This window comes from Alloprevotella sp. Lung230 (assembly GCF_014385435.1).
Taxonomy (GTDB): domain Bacteria; phylum Bacteroidota; class Bacteroidia; order Bacteroidales; family Bacteroidaceae; genus Alloprevotella.
In genome coordinates this window covers 27,894-43,163 of record NZ_JACSUD010000007.1, presented here as the reverse complement: position 1 = coordinate 43,163, position 15,270 = coordinate 27,894, and the positions used below count along the sequence as shown (strand labels likewise).

16 protein-coding genes are annotated in these 15,270 nt (G+C 60.0%); 7 read left to right on the top strand and 9 right to left on the bottom strand.

What is annotated here, in order from left to right; all coding sequences use genetic code 11:
* Positions 1-61: 61 nt before the first annotated feature.
* The 5 genes from H8527_RS05590 to H8527_RS05570 form a co-directional block, all read right to left on the bottom strand.
* Entirely contained in the window at positions 62-829 is a 768-nt protein-coding gene (locus tag H8527_RS05590) for a 1-acyl-sn-glycerol-3-phosphate acyltransferase (RefSeq protein ID WP_187546357.1), read from the bottom strand.
* Positions 826-1,743 carry a vitamin B12 dependent-methionine synthase activation domain-containing protein gene (locus H8527_RS05585; RefSeq protein ID WP_187546356.1) on the bottom strand — a complete coding sequence of 306 codons (918 nt, stop codon included), beginning with the start codon at positions 1,741-1,743 and terminating at the stop codon, positions 826-828. The genes H8527_RS05590 and H8527_RS05585 overlap by 4 nt, the downstream gene beginning before the upstream one ends.
* A 13-nt stretch (positions 1,744-1,756) precedes the next feature.
* On the bottom strand, positions 1,757-3,115 hold the full coding sequence (locus H8527_RS05580; protein ID WP_187546354.1) for a dihydroorotase: 1,359 nt from the start codon (positions 3,113-3,115) through the stop codon (positions 1,757-1,759).
* Between the two features lie 78 nt (positions 3,116-3,193).
* Positions 3,194-3,946, bottom strand: coding sequence for a polyprenol monophosphomannose synthase (locus H8527_RS05575; RefSeq protein WP_187546352.1), 753 nt, complete (start codon positions 3,944-3,946; stop codon positions 3,194-3,196).
* 183 nt (positions 3,947-4,129) lie between these two features.
* Positions 4,130-5,077, bottom strand: coding sequence for a PfkB family carbohydrate kinase (locus H8527_RS05570; RefSeq protein WP_187546350.1), 948 nt, complete (start codon positions 5,075-5,077; stop codon positions 4,130-4,132).
* A gap of 517 nt (positions 5,078-5,594) precedes the next feature.
* On the opposite strand from H8527_RS05570, the gene H8527_RS05565 reads away from it, so the two are divergent.
* The 3 genes from H8527_RS05565 to H8527_RS05555 are packed head-to-tail and all read left to right on the top strand — an operon-like array spanning position 5,595 to position 8,186.
* Positions 5,595-6,050, top strand: a complete 456-nt coding sequence (locus H8527_RS05565; RefSeq protein WP_187546349.1) for an energy transducer TonB — start codon at positions 5,595-5,597, stop codon at positions 6,048-6,050.
* Positions 6,047-7,423, top strand: coding sequence for a sensor histidine kinase KdpD (locus H8527_RS05560; RefSeq protein WP_187546347.1), 1,377 nt, complete (start codon positions 6,047-6,049; stop codon positions 7,421-7,423). Before H8527_RS05565 ends, H8527_RS05560 begins: the two co-directional genes overlap by 4 nt.
* 34 nt (positions 7,424-7,457) lie before the next feature.
* Entirely contained in the window at positions 7,458-8,186 is a 729-nt protein-coding gene (locus H8527_RS05555; protein WP_187546345.1) for a response regulator transcription factor, read from the top strand.
* Between the two features lie 30 nt (positions 8,187-8,216).
* On the opposite strand, the gene H8527_RS05550 is transcribed toward H8527_RS05555, so the two are convergent.
* On the bottom strand, positions 8,217-8,927 hold the full coding sequence (locus tag H8527_RS05550) for a DNA alkylation repair protein (protein WP_187546344.1): 711 nt from the start codon (positions 8,925-8,927) through the stop codon (positions 8,217-8,219).
* A gap of 279 nt (positions 8,928-9,206) precedes the next feature.
* Here H8527_RS05550 and H8527_RS05545 point away from each other — a divergent pair, with 279 nt between their 5' ends.
* Positions 9,207-10,499, top strand: coding sequence for an SO_0444 family Cu/Zn efflux transporter (locus tag H8527_RS05545; protein ID WP_187546342.1), 1,293 nt, complete (start codon positions 9,207-9,209; stop codon positions 10,497-10,499).
* 23 nt (positions 10,500-10,522) lie between these two features.
* Positions 10,523-11,092: an AraC family transcriptional regulator gene (locus H8527_RS05540; protein ID WP_187546340.1), complete on the top strand. Its 570-nt coding sequence runs from the start codon at positions 10,523-10,525 to the stop codon at positions 11,090-11,092.
* Between the two features lie 63 nt (positions 11,093-11,155).
* Here the strand turns inward: H8527_RS05540 and mutY are convergent, their stop codons facing one another.
* From mutY to H8527_RS05525, 3 genes are all read right to left on the bottom strand, one after another.
* Positions 11,156-12,220, bottom strand: a complete 1,065-nt coding sequence (gene mutY / locus H8527_RS05535; protein WP_187546338.1) for an A/G-specific adenine glycosylase — start codon at positions 12,218-12,220, stop codon at positions 11,156-11,158.
* 84 nt (positions 12,221-12,304) lie between these two features.
* Positions 12,305-13,360, bottom strand: a complete 1,056-nt coding sequence (locus H8527_RS05530) for a mannose-1-phosphate guanylyltransferase (RefSeq protein ID WP_187546336.1) — start codon at positions 13,358-13,360, stop codon at positions 12,305-12,307.
* A gap of 142 nt (positions 13,361-13,502) precedes the next feature.
* Complete coding sequence (locus H8527_RS05525; protein WP_187546334.1) at positions 13,503-13,904, bottom strand: DUF1573 domain-containing protein; 402 nt, start codon at positions 13,902-13,904, stop codon at positions 13,503-13,505.
* 140 nt (positions 13,905-14,044) lie between these two features.
* Here H8527_RS05525 and ruvC point away from each other — a divergent pair, with 140 nt between their 5' ends.
* Together ruvC and H8527_RS05515 are read left to right on the top strand one after the other, a co-directional pair.
* Positions 14,045-14,665 carry a crossover junction endodeoxyribonuclease RuvC gene (gene ruvC / locus H8527_RS05520; protein WP_187546332.1) on the top strand — a complete coding sequence of 207 codons (621 nt, stop codon included), beginning with the start codon at positions 14,045-14,047 and terminating at the stop codon, positions 14,663-14,665.
* Positions 14,666-14,735: 70 nt separating this feature from the next.
* A complete protein-coding gene (locus H8527_RS05515; protein WP_187546330.1) occupies positions 14,736-15,269 on the top strand; it encodes a hypothetical protein in 534 nt (177 codons plus the stop codon).
* Position 15,270 lies beyond the last annotated feature (1 nt).

Genomic DNA, 15,270 nt, shown 5'->3' with positions numbered 1-15,270 from the left:
GACAGACCCAAAAGAGGTCTGAGGGTTCATCATGCCTTGGGGGAGATGGGCCGGCGGCGTGCTACTGGTCGGCGTTCTTCACGTAGCCTTGGTGTCGCTCGGGGAGGGCGGCCATGATGATGCGGTAGCTCTCGTCGAGCAGGTGCTTTTGGTTGTCCGCGCCTTTGCCGATGGGGGCGATGGGAGCGTGGATGACCATGCGGAGGGGGTGCCACGTGACGAAACCGAAGCCGCGCATGCGGGGCAGGAGGTCGAAACAGCCGTCGAGAGTGATGGGCACGACGGGCAGTTGGAGGGTGTCGGCGAGCTGGAAGGCACCGCGGCGGAAGTCGCCCATGTGGCCCGTGAAACTGCGGGCGCCCTCGGGGAAGACGGCGAGAGAGGTGCCGCCTTGCAAGCGGGCCTTGGCGGTGCGCATGGTGTTGATGATGCCTTGGCGGGTAGATTTGTCGACGAAAATGAAGCCGGCCTTTTCGCTGGCATAGCCCACGAGGGGGATGCGGCGGAGCGATTGCTTCATCATCCATTTGAACTCGCGGCCGAGGAAGCCGGAGAGGAAGAAGATGTCGAACGCGCCTTGGTGGTTGGCCACGAAGACGTAGCTCTGGCCGGGCTGCAGGTGGTGGCGACCTTCGACCGTGACGGGGATGAAAAGGGCGCGGATGAGCGTCCATCCCCACAATTTGCTGGGCGTGAAGGCAAACCACCGCGAGAGGCCGAGCATGCACCCGAAGGCGGTGAAGAAGGCGGTGAGGAAGGTGGTGAGCAGGAGGAAGGGGGCGATGAAGACGAGCTGATAGAGGCGGTAGAGGAGGGTGAGAGGGTTCATTTCTTGGGTACGAATTTGCGCATTTGTTCGAGAGTGGTGCCACGGCGTCGGGCGTAGTCGGAGAGTTGTTCGTCGCTGACCTGTCCGATGGCGAAATAGTGGGAAGCGGGGTGGGCAAACATCAGTCCGCTCACCGAGGCGTGGGGGCGCATCATCCCATTTTCGGTGAGGGAGATGCCCACGCTGTCGAGGGGGATGAGGTCGCGGAGCAGGAAGTTGAAACTCTGGTCGGGGATGGAGGGATAGCCCACGGCGGGGCGGATGCCTTGGTAGCGTTCGGCCAGCAGGTCGGCCTGGGTGAGAGCTTCGTGCGGTGCATAGCCCCAGTGGGTGGTGCGGATGTCTTGGTGGAAGCGCTCGGTGGCGGCTTCGGCCATGCGGTCGAGCAGGACCTGGATGAGCATCCGTTCGTAGGGGTCGTCCGGATTGTCGAGCTCGGGGACGGTGTCGACCGATACGGCAAAAGCACCGAGGCAATCGGCCACATGGTCGGCATCGACATAGCCCTTTGGCGCGATGAAGTCGGAGAGGCAGAGGTTGGGGCGGTCGGTCTGTTGGTGCTGCTGGCGGAGGAAGGGGAGGGTGAGGGTGCTGCCGTCGGGATGGGTTACGATGATGTTGTCGCCCTCGCTGTAGGCTGGGAAGCGCCGGAAGAGGGCGTGCACTTTGATGCCGGCCTCGTCGAGGCGGCGCAGGCGGTCTTGCGCATCGAGGTAGAGGCGGAGGGTTTCGCGGGCTTCAGCTTGTTCCTCTTCCGGAAATCCACTTATCCAGCCTTCGCGACAGGCCGGACAGTCGTGGGTGGCGAGGACATCGGCCACGGTGGCAAACTTGGGCTTGATGTTCCAAGCAAAGAGGAAGAAGGTCCAGTTGACGTAGTCGGTGAGTTGGTGGAGCGCGTAGTGAACGAGCATAAGTTGGCGAGGATTATCGGCGAGGGGCGCGGCGCGGCATGTAGGTAATCATTCGGCCGTGGTGCCCATCGTTGGTGATTTGTCCGTTGTTGTAGAGTAGGTAGCCGTTGACATAGGTGCGTTCGATGCGCCAGTGGAACGTGTGCCCCTCCATCGGGCTCCAGTTGCACTTGGAGAAAATGCGGTTGGGCGTGAGCGTCCACGGCGAATGGGGGCGGAGCAGGACGAGGTCGGCCATGTAGCCTTCACGCAGGAAACCGCGGTTTTCGATGCCGAAGACGCGCGCCGGGTTGTGGCACATGAGTTCGACCAGGCGCTCGATGGGCAACACCCCCTCATCGACCAGGTCGAGCATCGAGACGAGGGAAAACTGCACAAAGGGCATCCCGCTCGTGGCGCGGGCCGCACCACCGGTTTTCTCGCGGAGGAGATGGGGCGCGTGGTCGGTGCCGATGCAACGGATGCGCCCATCGGTGAGGGCGGCACGTAGTCCGGCACGGTCGGCCTCCGTCTTGATGGCAGGGTTGCACTTGATGCGGCTGCCCAATCGCCTATAGTCCGTGTCGGAGAAGATGAGGTGGGGCAGGCAGGCTTCGGCGGTGATGCGGCTGTCGGCCGGATCGAAGAGTTCGAGTTCGCGAGCCGTGGTGATGTGCGCCACGTGGAGGCGGGCACCCGTGAGCCGCGCCAGTTCGATGGCTTTGGCGGTGCTGCGATAGCACGCTTCTTCGCTTCGGATGGCAGGGTGGTGGGCGATGTCCGGGTCGTCGCCATATTGCGCTTTGTGCGCTTTCATGTTGGCCGCGATGGTGGCGTTGTCCTCGCAATGCACCACGATGGGCAGGCGGCTTTGCTCGAAGATGGCGGTGAGCGCATCGTCGCCTTCCACCTCCATTTCGCCCGTGCTGCTGCCCATGAAGAGCTTGATGCCGGCCACGAGGTTGGGCATGATGTTGCGCAGTTGGTCGATGTTGGTGCGCGTGGCACCGATGAAGCACCCGAAGTTGACGTGGCAAGACTCTGCGGCGATGCTGAGCTTCTCCACGACCGCTTCGCGCGTTACGCTCGGTGGCAGCGTGTTGGGCATGTCGAGAATCGTGGTCACACCGCCTGCGGCAGCGGCCAAGCTTTCGGTCGAGAAGTCGGCCTTGTGCGTGAGACCCGGGTCGCGGAAGTGCACGTGCTCGTCAATCACCCCCGGCAGGAGGTAGCACCCCGTGGCATCGACCACCTCGTCGGCGGGGAGTTCGGGCACGGCATCGGGGCTGGTGAGGATTTCGTCTATGCGGTCGTGGTCGATGAGCACGCTCCCCACAAAGGAGCGCCCTTCATTGACAATCGTGGCGTTCTTAATCTGAATTCTGCAAGACATGGCAGGAAGAATTTGAAACAAAATGAAGGCGATGCCACGGTGAGAGGAAACCACTGTCGCATCGCGAGAAGCAAATGTTTAGACTTTGCGTGGACGGATTTGTCCCGTCAGTGCGGCCCAGCGCAGGCGCATCACGCCGAAGAGCGCTTCGCCAAAGATGCCACCGCTCATCTTGCTCGTGCCGAGGCGGCGATTGACGAAGACGACCGGTACTTCCTTAATCTTGAAGCCTAAGCGGTGGGCGGTAAATTTGAGTTCTATCTGGAAAGCGTAGCCTTTGAAGCGGATGGCATCGAGGTCGATGGTCTCCAGCACGCGGCGGCGGTAGCACTTGAAGCCCGCGGTGGTGTCGCAGATGGGCAGGCCCGTGACGCAGCGCACATATTTCGAAGCAAAATAGCTCATCAGCACGCGGCCCATGGGCCAGTTGACCACGTTGACCCCCGACACGTAGCGGCTGCCGATGGCCACATCGTAGCCCTCTTCGGCGCAGGCCTTGTAAAGGCGGGGCAGGTCCTTGGGGTCGTGACTGAAGTCGGCGTCCATCTCAAAGATGTAGTCGTAGCCGTGCTCCAGCGCCCACTTGAAGCCGCAGATGTAGGCCGTGCCCAGGCCCTGCTTGCCGCTGCGCTCCACGAGGTGCAGGCGCTCGGCCAGTTCGCCGGCCATCAGCGCTTTGACAATGTCGGCGGTGCCGTCGGGACTACCGTCGTCGATGATGAGCACATCGAAGGTGTGCTCTTCAAGCGAAGTCACGGTGCGGACGATGGCTTCGACATTTTCCTTTTCGTTGTAGGTGGGGATGATGACCAGACTGTCGTTTCTTTCCATAAGATATAGGGTGTTTCTAAACGCTGCAAAATTACCATTTGTTGGGCGAAAGGCAAAGCAAAACGAGGCTTTTCTTGCTTTCGCTCCCGCTCTTTGTGAGCAAATCAAGGACAGAGGACTTCACCGGACAGCGCGCGCAGGCGGCGGAGAGAGAAAAACTCGTGTCTCATAAGGCAAAACTCCTCAATAGCTCTGCGGCAGGCGGTGCGTACTGCCGAAAGCCGTGTCCACATAGTTCTGATAGCTTTGCACCACATGGAGCGAAAACTCCTGGCCGCGCATGATGAGCGCCGTCCACAGCTCGGGTGAAAGCCCCTCGAAGTCGGCACGCCGCAGGCCCAGCAGGATGGTTTCGTAGACAAAACCCGCGTTGAAGTTGTCGCCCGCCCCGATGGTGCTCAACGTCGTCACCTCCGGCACATCGAAGCGCAGGCGGCCGCCGCGCCCGTCGAACACCACCACCTCGCGCCCGCCGTCGGTGCAGATGAAGTGCGGGCAGTGCGGGCGGATGTGGCGCTCATAGATTTCGTCCGGGTCGGTCAGGTCAAACAAGTAGCCGAAGTCCTCGAGCGAACCGCGCACCACGGTGGCAAAGTGCATGTTCTCCTCAATCGAGGGCAGGAGTTCGCCCACTCGGTGCCGATAGTTCTTGCGGAAGTTGAGGTCGTAATAAATCGTGGCGTCGGCCTGCCGGGCCGTTTCGAGAAATCGCAGCGTGTGGGGGCGGATTTCGGGATTGATGGAGAAGTAGGAGCCGAACATCACCACATCGTCGGCCGTCATCACGGGCAGTCGAGCCGTGATGGCTGCGTTCTCGTGGTCGCGGTAGTACTCATATTGCGCATCGTTCTGCTCGTTGAGGAAGGCGAGCGAAAGGTGGCTCTTCGTGCCGGGATGGGTCTGCACAAAGTCCGTGCGCACGCCGTTGTGCTCCATGTAGCGGCGGATGAGCCCCGCCACGAGGTCATCGCCCGTCTCGGTGATGAGCGAGGGGTGGAGGCCGCAGCGGCCGAGGGTGATGAACGAATTGAGCGTCGAGCCTCCCGGGACGGCGCTTTGCGGCATGTCGTCTTTGAAGATGATGTCGTAGACAGCTTCGCCGATGCCATAGATGTTGCGAAAGGTTTGCATAGTTGTCAGCGTGTTTCGTTGGGTAATCCGTGTGTTTTTGCGGGCAAATATAAGGATTAAAAAGCAGATGCAAGCATATAAACTTGATTATTTTACCTCCGACCTCGGCATTTTCTTCTCCCGCTTTCCCCCTCTCGCTCCCTCTCCTCCGTGACGGCAGGTCGTCTGTTGCTCTAGTTTCAGACGTCTGAAACTCTCAGTTCCGACGCCTGAAACTCGGTGTTTCAACGTCTGAAACTTGGTGTTTCAACGTCTGAAACTCAGTGTTTCGATGTCTGAAACTCCCACAAAGGGCGCGAGCCGGACGGCCGAAAGGCTTATCAATGCTTAAGAAGGCTTGCGGTAAACTTATCTTTTTCAGGGCGAAAGGCACTTTTTCGGGGCAGGCATTTGGAGCGCTTGGGCGAAAACTGTAATTTCGCAGTGTCAGTCATCCCGACCTCGAGGCGGCCGATGACGACGCCCAACCCTTCGCGAAGTGTTAAGTATTATGTTCCACCCTCAACACCTTTACGTCATGAAACGCTTATTCTTCTGTCTCATCACCCTCTCGGCCGCTTGCACATCGGCGGCCTTTGCCTCCTGCATGGACTTTGCCGGCGAGCGCATCACCATCGTCGACACCACCTCCGACGAAGGACTGCCACCGCAGCAAAAGCAAAAGAAGTTCACCGTCGACACGCAGCCCGTCTACCAAGGTGGCAACGTGCAACTGATGAAAGACCTTGCGGCACGCTACCCGACGGAGTGTTTCGCCGAAGGCATTGAAGGCCTGGCCATCGTGAAGTTCACCGTCACGAAGCGAGGGCGCATTTCCGGGGTTCATATCCAGAAGACCGCGGGCAATGCTCTGCTTGATGCCGAGGCCGTGCGTGCGGTTATGGCACTTCCCGGCAAGTGGACACCGGCCACGACAAAAGGCAAAAAGGTGGACGCTGTCTTTGTCGTACCGGTGCGCTTTGTTTTGAGATGAATTTTCTCCAAACGATTTGTGCGATGCGGCTTTCCTCGCGACAACTCCTCTTCGTCTTTTCGCTCGGCATCTTGATGGTGCCGGGCTTTTTGGGTTGGTGGATGGTGGTGAGTTTTGTTCAAAGGGTGGGGGAGAAGGAGCAACGCATTGCCGATCGTTTTGTGGAGGTTGATTTGCAGGAGATTGTATTGCGCACCCATCGTCAGCACGAAGTGGACAATCTGCTTTTTCACTTTCCCACCGACCACACCCTCTTCGGAGCGACAGCGCACAACCTCAATCCTACGCGGGAAGTGGCGCTTGAGATGCAGCGCAGCCAGCACGAAAGCCTTGATGGGTGGCTGCCATTACAACCCCGAACGACCGACAGCCTCCTGCATGCGGCCTTCGTGGCCGACCATCTGCCCATTGCTTACGAGTTGCGCTGGGAGCATCTTTACGAAGGGCGCACCCTCTTTGTCGCCCACCACACCTACCGCCGCTGGTGGCTCTTATCGGCCCATCCGCGCTTGGCAGCGGCCGACACCCTCTACCTTGACAACGACCACCTTCGTGCCTATGTGCTGCGGCGGGAAAGCGTGGTGCCGTTGGTGTTGCAGGAGATGTGGCCTGTCTGGCTGCTTTTCGTGCTGCTGTTGGGTGCGGGGATTTGGCTCATCCGCCTGCTGATGTTGCGCCGCCAACTCGAAGCCACGGCCCGCGACTTCACCCATAACATCACCCACGAACTCAAAACGCCCATCGCCGTGGCGCTCGCGGCCCACGAAGCCTTGGCCGACTTCGGCGGCGACCTCGACCCCGTGCGGCGGCGCCACCTGCTCGCCACCTCGCGCCGGCAGTTGCAGCGCCTTGCCGCCATGGTGGAGCAGTTGCTTGCCGTCAGTAGGCCCGCCTTTGCTCCGACCGGGCTTCACCTCACCGTCGTCGACCTCCTCCCGCTCCTCCACCGCTTGCAGGACGAACACGAGCTCAAAGCCACGAAGCCGGTGAGCATCTTTGTGCAGGTCGTCCCCGAGGGCCTCACCGTCCGCGCCGATGCCGACCACCTCACCCACGTGCTGAGCAACCTCATCGACAATGCCGTGAAGTATTCGCCCGAGCAGGCGGAGGTCGACCTCCTTGTGGAGCGCGACAAGGCCCGTCGGCGCATCGTCTTTTCGGTGACGGACCGTGGCATCGGCATTCCAGCCCGCTATCGTGAGCGGGTGTTCCGGAAGTTCTTCCGCGTGCCGCAAGGCGATCGGCACGAGGTGCGCGGCTATGGTCTGGGGCTCTTCTATGTCCGTTCGCTCGTCGAACTCCACGGCGGTCGCATCGGCATCGTCCCCACCGCCTCGGGCACAACGGTGCGCTTCTGGTTGCCCGATGCTTAGACCGGTTCACCTTTTATCTCCTCCTCCTTTGCTTATGAAATCTCCCCTCATCCTCATTGCCGAAGACGAAACAGACCTCGCCCACATCCTGCGCGACACCCTGTGCATGCTCGACTATCGGGTGGTGCTCGCTCCCGATGGCCGAACGGCCTTGCAGCGCTACCACGAGGAGCGCCCTGACCTCGTGGTGACCGACGTGATGATGCCGCAGATGGACGGCTTCACCCTCCTGCGCCACATCCGCAGCATCGATGCCGACACACCAGTGATTGTGCTCACGGCACGCACCGACACGGACGATGTGGTGAGCGGCTTCAAGATGGGGGCCACCGACTATCTGCGCAAGCCCTTTGCCATGCGCGAACTGCTGGTGCGCATCGAGGCGGTCCTCCGGCGGCAGGGGGCGCAACCGCCGCCCATCGCTGCCGCTGCTGCACCGCCTGAACCCGTGCCCTCCTCGGTCACGCTCACCCTGGGGCGCTTCACCCTCCATCCGGCTGGGCAGCTCCTCGCGGCCGACGACGGGACTTCGCAAGGGCTGTCCTCTCGCGAGGCGGCCATCCTCGAGCGCCTCTTCCGTGCGCCGGGTCGGGTGGTGGAGCGCACGCCCCTCCTCCTCGCGCTGTGGGGGAACGACACGGTGAGCAATGCACGTTCGCTCCATGTGTTCATCTCCCGCCTGCGCACCAAGCTCGCCCTCGATCCGCGCCTCCACATCCACAACGTCCACGGCGTGGGCTACCGCCTCATGTTGGAAGGTTGAAGAGAGTACTGAACTCGTGAGATGGGAGGTTCACCCCTCGCGTTTCAGCGCTCGGAGGGCTTCTTTGTCCGCCTTGTCCACCTGGCGGGACTCGCAAATCTTCTGAATGGCCTTGTTGTGCGTCCATGCGGGGAGGCGCTCTTGTCGGAGAAAGGCGAGGGTGACTTCGGGAAAGGCGATGTAGGCATACGACACGCCCCAGGCCACGGCCATGCGCACATAGTAGCCCTCGTGGACGATCGCGGCGTAGCGCTCGAGGAGCGGAAGGAGGTGGGTCTCGTCGATGAAGTACTGCAACGTCATGACCACGCCGAAGCGCACCTCATACTCGTGTGGGCTTTCCATCCACGTGCAGAGGTATGGCCAGAGGCGGTCGGCATGGGCCGCGACAAAGTGTTTTCCGCCCGAGAAGGCAAACACGTCGCACACCGACCAGGAGTTGATTTGGCGCACGAAGGTGGAGACGCGGGCGAGGTAGGCCTCCACATCGTCCACCGGGATGAGGCTTAGCACGAGGCCGTGGAGCATGCGCTCTTCCATATATTCATGGCCCGGATCGGAGAGATAGTCCGGCCAGCGGCCGCTCTTGACGATGCGCCGCGCCAAAGCGCGGAGGTCGGGCACACGCAGGCCGAGGACGTTGTCGATGCCGGGGTGCAGGGATTGGGTGAAGGCGGTGTTGGCGTTGGGGCGGAGCGCGAGGAGAAGGTCGCGGAGGGGGTGTTGGTCGAGGATAAACATAAGGACGAAGAGGGGATTGGAAGGGGTTGAAGTTGTGCTGCAAAGGTAGGGGATTGCAGTGGATTGAAGAAATGTTTTTCATGATTATTAGTAGGGCGGGAGCGATGAATGTGGACTTTTTGGCGTACCTTTGTGCTCGAAAAAGCGAAGTCGTCTGCAACGGAAGGCGTGATGAAAACGTGAGGGAGATAAGTTTTACTGAAAATTCTGTAACACCTTGTCGTGTAAAAGCCACTACCTTTGCCGATGCAGAACAACAATACAACAAACCGCAACGTTATGACAGATTTTCTCAACTTGGTCAACGAGATGGCCCCCTACCTCCTTCTGGGGTTCTTGATTGCCGGATTGATGCACGCTTTTGTGCCCGGCCGCCTTTACAGCCGATACCTCTCGGCAGGCAATCTGCGCTCCGTGCTTCTGGCCGCGCTTTTCGGTATTCCGCTTCCGCTTTGCTCCTGCGGGGTGCTGCCCACGGCCATGTCCCTGCGCCGCGAAGGGGCATCGAAGGGCGCGACGGTCTCGTTTCTCATCGCCACGCCCCAGACGGGGGTCGACTCCATCATCGCCACCTTCTCGCTGCTGGGACTTCCTTTTGCCATCATCCGCCCTCTTGCGGCACTCGTCACTTCGGTGTTCGGGGGTGTGCTGATCAATCGCTTTGACCGCAACAGCGATGACAACGCCACCGCCGACACGCCTGCCGCTGTCCACGAGCACACCGGCCACTGCTGCTGCGAGGGGACGTGCGACGCCACCCAGGCGCCCGAACCGCCCCAAGGCTTTGGGGCAAAACTGCTTCTGGCTCTGCGCTACGGCTTTGTGGACATGATGCAGGACATCGGCAAATGGCTCATCATCGGACTCATCGTGGCGGGGCTCATCACCGCCTTTGTGCCGGCAAGTTTCTTTGCCGACTACGTCAATACGCCCCTTCTGAGCATCGTTCTGGTGCTCTTGCTGGCCGTGCCGATGTACCTCTGCGCCACCGGAAGCATCCCCATCGCGGCGGCGCTGATGCTCAAAGGGCTGTCGCCCGGCGCGGCTCTGGTGCTCTTGATGGCCGGCCCGGCTTGCAATGTCGCTTCCATCCTGGTCATCAACAAAGTGCTGGGCCGCCGCACCCTTGTGCTCTACCTCATCTCCATCGTCGGCGGCGCCGTGGCCTTTGCCTTGGGCATCGACTACCTCCTCCCCCACGAATGGTTCATCCCCACCTTTGCCGGCGAGATGCACGACTGCTGCACTCCCGTCACGCCGCTCTACCAGTGGCTGTCCACGGGACTGCTCCTGCTCCTGCTCTTCAACGCCTTTGTCATCGACCCGCTCCGCAAACGCCGCATCGCGCCGGCGGTGCATGCCCATGACACGAAGGTGCAAACCTTCTCCGTTGGCGGCATGTCGTGCCACCACTGCCAGCACAATGTGGAGCGCGCCATCCGTTCGGTCGAGGGCGTCGAAGACGTCGAGGTGAACTTGGAGCGCGGCGAAGCCTGTGTGAAAGGCAGGGCCGACGCTCAGGCCATCTGCACGGCGGTAAGCCAACTCGGCTACGAGATTTCCATTTCCTAACTCCCCTTCAAATCCTCTGGTTTATGCCCGGCAACGTCATCCACATTAAGAACATGGTGTGCAACCGCTGCAAGATGGTGGTCGAACAACTCTTTGAACGCCTCAATCTCCCCACGAGGAGCATTGAGTTGGGCGAAGTGGTCTTTGCCCACGACCTGACGCCCGACCAAACCGCACAGATAGAGCAGGAGCTTTCGGTCCTCGGGTTTGAACTCATCAGCGACCGGCGGGCGCGCACCATCGACCAAATCAGCACCGCCGTCATCGCCTATGTATCCGATCCGCACCTCATGGGCAAGCAAAATCTCTCCGACTTCCTCTCCGACCGCCTGCACACCAACTACGCCACCCTCAGCACCCTCTTCTCCACCGACCGCGGCATCACTATAGAGCGCTACTGCATCCTGCAGAAGATTGAGCGCGTCAAGGAACTGCTCATCTACGACGAGCTCACCATCTCCGAGATCGCCTACCGGCTCCACTATTCCAGCGCTGCCCATCTGAGCGCCCAGTTTAAGTCGGTCACGGGGATGTCACCGCGCGACTTCCGCAATGTCCGTCCTTCGCATCGCATCTCCCTCGATGAAGTGTAAGTCGCACCTCGTTTTTACGAAAACTCCCCCATCGCCTATGTTGTAGCGATGGGGGAGTTTCGTTCATTCCCGGCGGTCGAGATGGTCGAAGAGGATATTGACCAGACGAGGGAAAGCCACCGTGTTGCGCTCGGCGAGGGACAACCGGCGATAGTCGCCCCAGAGCGGATGGTGGGCGAGCCGGGCGGGGTCGAGGTGGGTCACGAGATAGCAGTCGGCGTGGATGCGGCGGTGGGTGAGGACGTGGGTCAGGCCGAGGACGACGGGGCGGAAGGTGAGACCGGGGCCGAGGGCGTGCACCGCGGGGTGGTCGACGAGGGTAGCGAGTGAGGGCATCTCGGGAAATTCGAGCAGCGGTGGTTCGTAGAGTCCGGCCCAGATGTCGCCCGTGGGACGACGGTGCACGAGCATTTCGCCCTCGGTGGTCTGGAGGATGAAGTAGACGAAGTGGCGGTGGGCGACGGCGGTTTTCTTCGACTTCACCGGGAGCACTTCGATGGTGCCGGCCGCGAGCGCGGCACAACTGCCGGCCAGCGGGCAGACGAGGCAGCGGGGCGAGCGGGGCGTGCACTGGATGGCGCCGAAGTCCATGATGGCTTGGTTGTAGGCCGCGGGGTGGTGAGGATCGATGAGCCGAGCAGCGAGATCGGCAAATTGCTTTTTCCCTGCCGTGGTGTCGATGGGGGTCGACAGGCCGAAGTGGCGGGCCAGAACGCGATAGACATTGCCGTCGACTACGGCCGTAGGCAGCCCGTAGGCAAAGGAGCAGATGGCCGCTGCGGTGTAGTCGCCCACGCCTTTGAGGGCCCGCACACCGGCATAGTCGGTGGGAAAAGTGCCGTGCTCCACGATTTGTCGGGCTGCAGCGTGGAGGTTTCGAGCCCGGGAGTAGTAGCCCAGTCCCTCCCATTGCTGCATCACCTCGTCCTGTGAGGCGGCGGCCAGCGTGTCGACCGTGGGGAAGCGGCGAACGAAACGCAGGAAGTAGTCGTAGCCCTGTGCCACGCGGGTCTGCTGGAGGATGATTTCTGAAATCCAGATGCGGTAGGGGTCGGTGGTGTCGCGCCAAGGGAGGTCGCGGCCGTTTTGGGCGTACCAGTCGAGGAGGGTTTGGGTGAAGTGGGACATGTGTCAGGGATAGCGAAAACATTCCCGAAAACCAAGGCGTGCGGTGGTTTTCGGGAACGAGACGAGGTTGTGCCGTCGATGGGATTAGTGGAAGAGTTTGATGCGTTGCTCTTCGGAGAGCTTACAGATGAGCAGAGCATCGTCTTTTTCCACCACGATGCAGTCTTCGAGACCTTGCACCACGACTTTTCTGTGGCCGGAAGTGTGGACGATGCAGCCGGTGGTGTCGAAGAGGCTCACGTCGGTGCCGACGATGGAGTTGCCGTAAGGGTCGTGCGGCAGTTGCTCGTGGAGGGAACTCCATGTGCCCAGGTCGCTCCAGTCGAAGGCCGATGGGCGGACGTAGACTTCGGTGGCTTTCTCCATGATGGCGTAGTCGACGGAGATGTTTTCGCACTCGGGGAAGCGCTCGTCGATGAGGGCTTGCTCACGCGGCGTGTCGTAGTCGGGGAGGAGCTGTTCGAAGATGGTGGATGTCTGCGGAGCGTAGACGCGGAAAGCATTGACGATGGTCGAAACGCTCCACACGAAGATGCCGGAGTTCCAGAAGTAGTTGGGTTGGGCGATGTATTCTTGGGCGGTTTCCAAGTTGGGCTTTTCGCGAAACTGGTCGACGGCGTAGATATTTTGCCGCCGTGAGGAGGAGTAGGTGAGGTCGGCCTTGATGTAGCCGTAGCCGGTGGAGGGGAAGGTGGGCTTGATGCCGAGGGTGACGATGGCGTCGGTCTCCGCAGCAAAGTCTATCGACTCGGTGATGGCGGTGCGGAATGCGGGGATGTCGCCCACCTTTTGGTCGGCAGGGGTGACCACCACGCAGGCACGAGGGTTGCGCTTCTTGATTTTCCACGACACGTAGCAGATGCAGGGGGCGGTGCCGCGCATGCAGGGTTCGAGGAGGATGTTGCCCACCGGCACTTGGGGGAGTTGCTCCCGTACCAAGTCGGCATAGCGTGCTGAGGTGACCACCCACACGTTTTCGGGAGAGATTATCCCCTCGAAGCGGTCGAAAGTGAGCTGTATCATGGTGCGTCCACAGCCCAGAATGTCGATGAATTGTTTGGGGCGGGCTTCGCTGCTCATCGGCCAAAAGCGGCTGCCGACACCGCCGGCCATAATGACGAGATGGTTGTTGTTTGCCATAGGGGAAAAGGTTTTCTGGTGAAAAGAAGAAAGGGGTATAAACAAATCTCACCATCCTAACCCCTCGACAAAAGGAGGCGGATAAGATGGTGGGATGTCATCGGAGCATCAGTGGGATGCTCAGAAAGCGAGGCGGTGATTTTTACTTCTTGTCGCCTTCCTTGGGAGCGGCCGTCATGTCGCCCTCAATGTAGATGCGTTCCAAAGAGTTGGAAGCGTTAGAGCGAACGGAGATAGACTTTTGGAAATGACCGGGGAACTTGCCGCGGCCGTTGTAGACCACCTTAATCTTGCCGGTCTTTCCGGGGGCTACGGGTTCCTGCGTGTAGGTGGGAACGGTGCAACCGCAGGAGGCAACGGTCTGCTCGATGACGAGAGGCTTGTCGCCGGTGTTGGTGTAGACAAATTCGTAAGCTTGTTCTTTGTCTTCGGCAAACTTACCAAAGTTGTGTGTGGTCTTCTTGAAAGTGATCACAGCTTGAGCAGCTGCACTGGCAGTGCCCAATACAAGTGCTGATGCCAGCACGAAAAATACTTTTTTCATCATTGTAAATAGGTATTTTGAAGTGATTTACGTCGGCAAAAGTAAACATTTAATTCTGAAAAGCAAACAAATTCGTAGGGAATAACAAACTTTTATAGAATAATTTTCAAGCATTCTTCCTTATTGTGTATTTTTGCCGCATGAAAGTTAGCAAAACGACACTTACCGAACGTATCATTCTCGGTGTCGACCCCGGCACCAATGTGCTGGGCTACGGACTGCTCTCTGTGCGCGGTCGGGAGGTGAAGATGCTGGCGATGGGCGTCATCGACATGCGGCGGGTGAGCGATGTCTACCTCAAACTCGGCCGCATCTACGAGCGCATCATGGGCATCATCGATGCCTTTCATCCCGATGAACTGGCCATCGAAGCGCCCTTCTTCGGCAAAAACGTGCAGTCGATGCTCAAACTCGGGCGGGCACAAGGGGTGGTCATTGCGGCGGCCATTGCGCGGCAAATCCCCATCTGCGAATACGCTCCGATGCAAATCAAACAAGCCATCACCGGTACGGGAGCCGCCTCCAAAGAACAAGTGGCCGCACTCATGCAACGCTTGCTTGCCATTGCCGACGATCAGATGCTCCCCTTCCTTGATGCTACCGACGCGCTGGCAGCGGCCTACTGCCACCATCTCTCCACGATGCAGCGCGGGGTGAAAGGAACTCTTCACACTGCCACAGCCACGGCTGCCCGCTCTCGCAAGAGCAGTGCCTCGTGGGCTGACTTTGCCAAGAACAATGCCGAGCGCATCCGCCGCTGAGCCGACCTCTCACATTCCGTTGCTTGAAAAAACGCTCCATCACACGCTATATATAATAAGGTATCCTCTCATGAAAAAAACGCTTCTCATTCTCCTGCTGTCGCTACTGGCCGGTGTCTCGGTGCAGGCGCAGACGGTCTACCAATTTGAGTTGGAAAATAGTGCGCGCACCATGGGCAACTCGATGGCCGGCTTTGTCCCGATGCGGCTGGCCACGTTCAAAAACGCAGCCCTAGTCTACATGCAGCGGAAAGCCGATGCAGCCATCACTCCCTCGCGCGACCGCTGGCTCGACAATCAAGCCTACCATCTGGCCGACTTCCTCACGCTCTACCAAATCGAAGTGACTGACCAGAACATCAGCGAGGCCGACCACGCCCGGCTCAAGATGATGTTTCGCGATGCCACCTTGGCCCACCCCGCCTTCGTTGACCCCGACGAGACGACCTCCTTGCAGTTTGTCAACAGCACCTGCTCCAACTTCACGCCCTTCTCGCTCGACACCGATTGGGAAAAGGCGTTCGACAACATATACAAAGCCCTGCGCACAGCAGGATTTCAAGAAGTCCTCCAGCGCTTTCGCCAAGAGCAAGACAAGCGCTAAT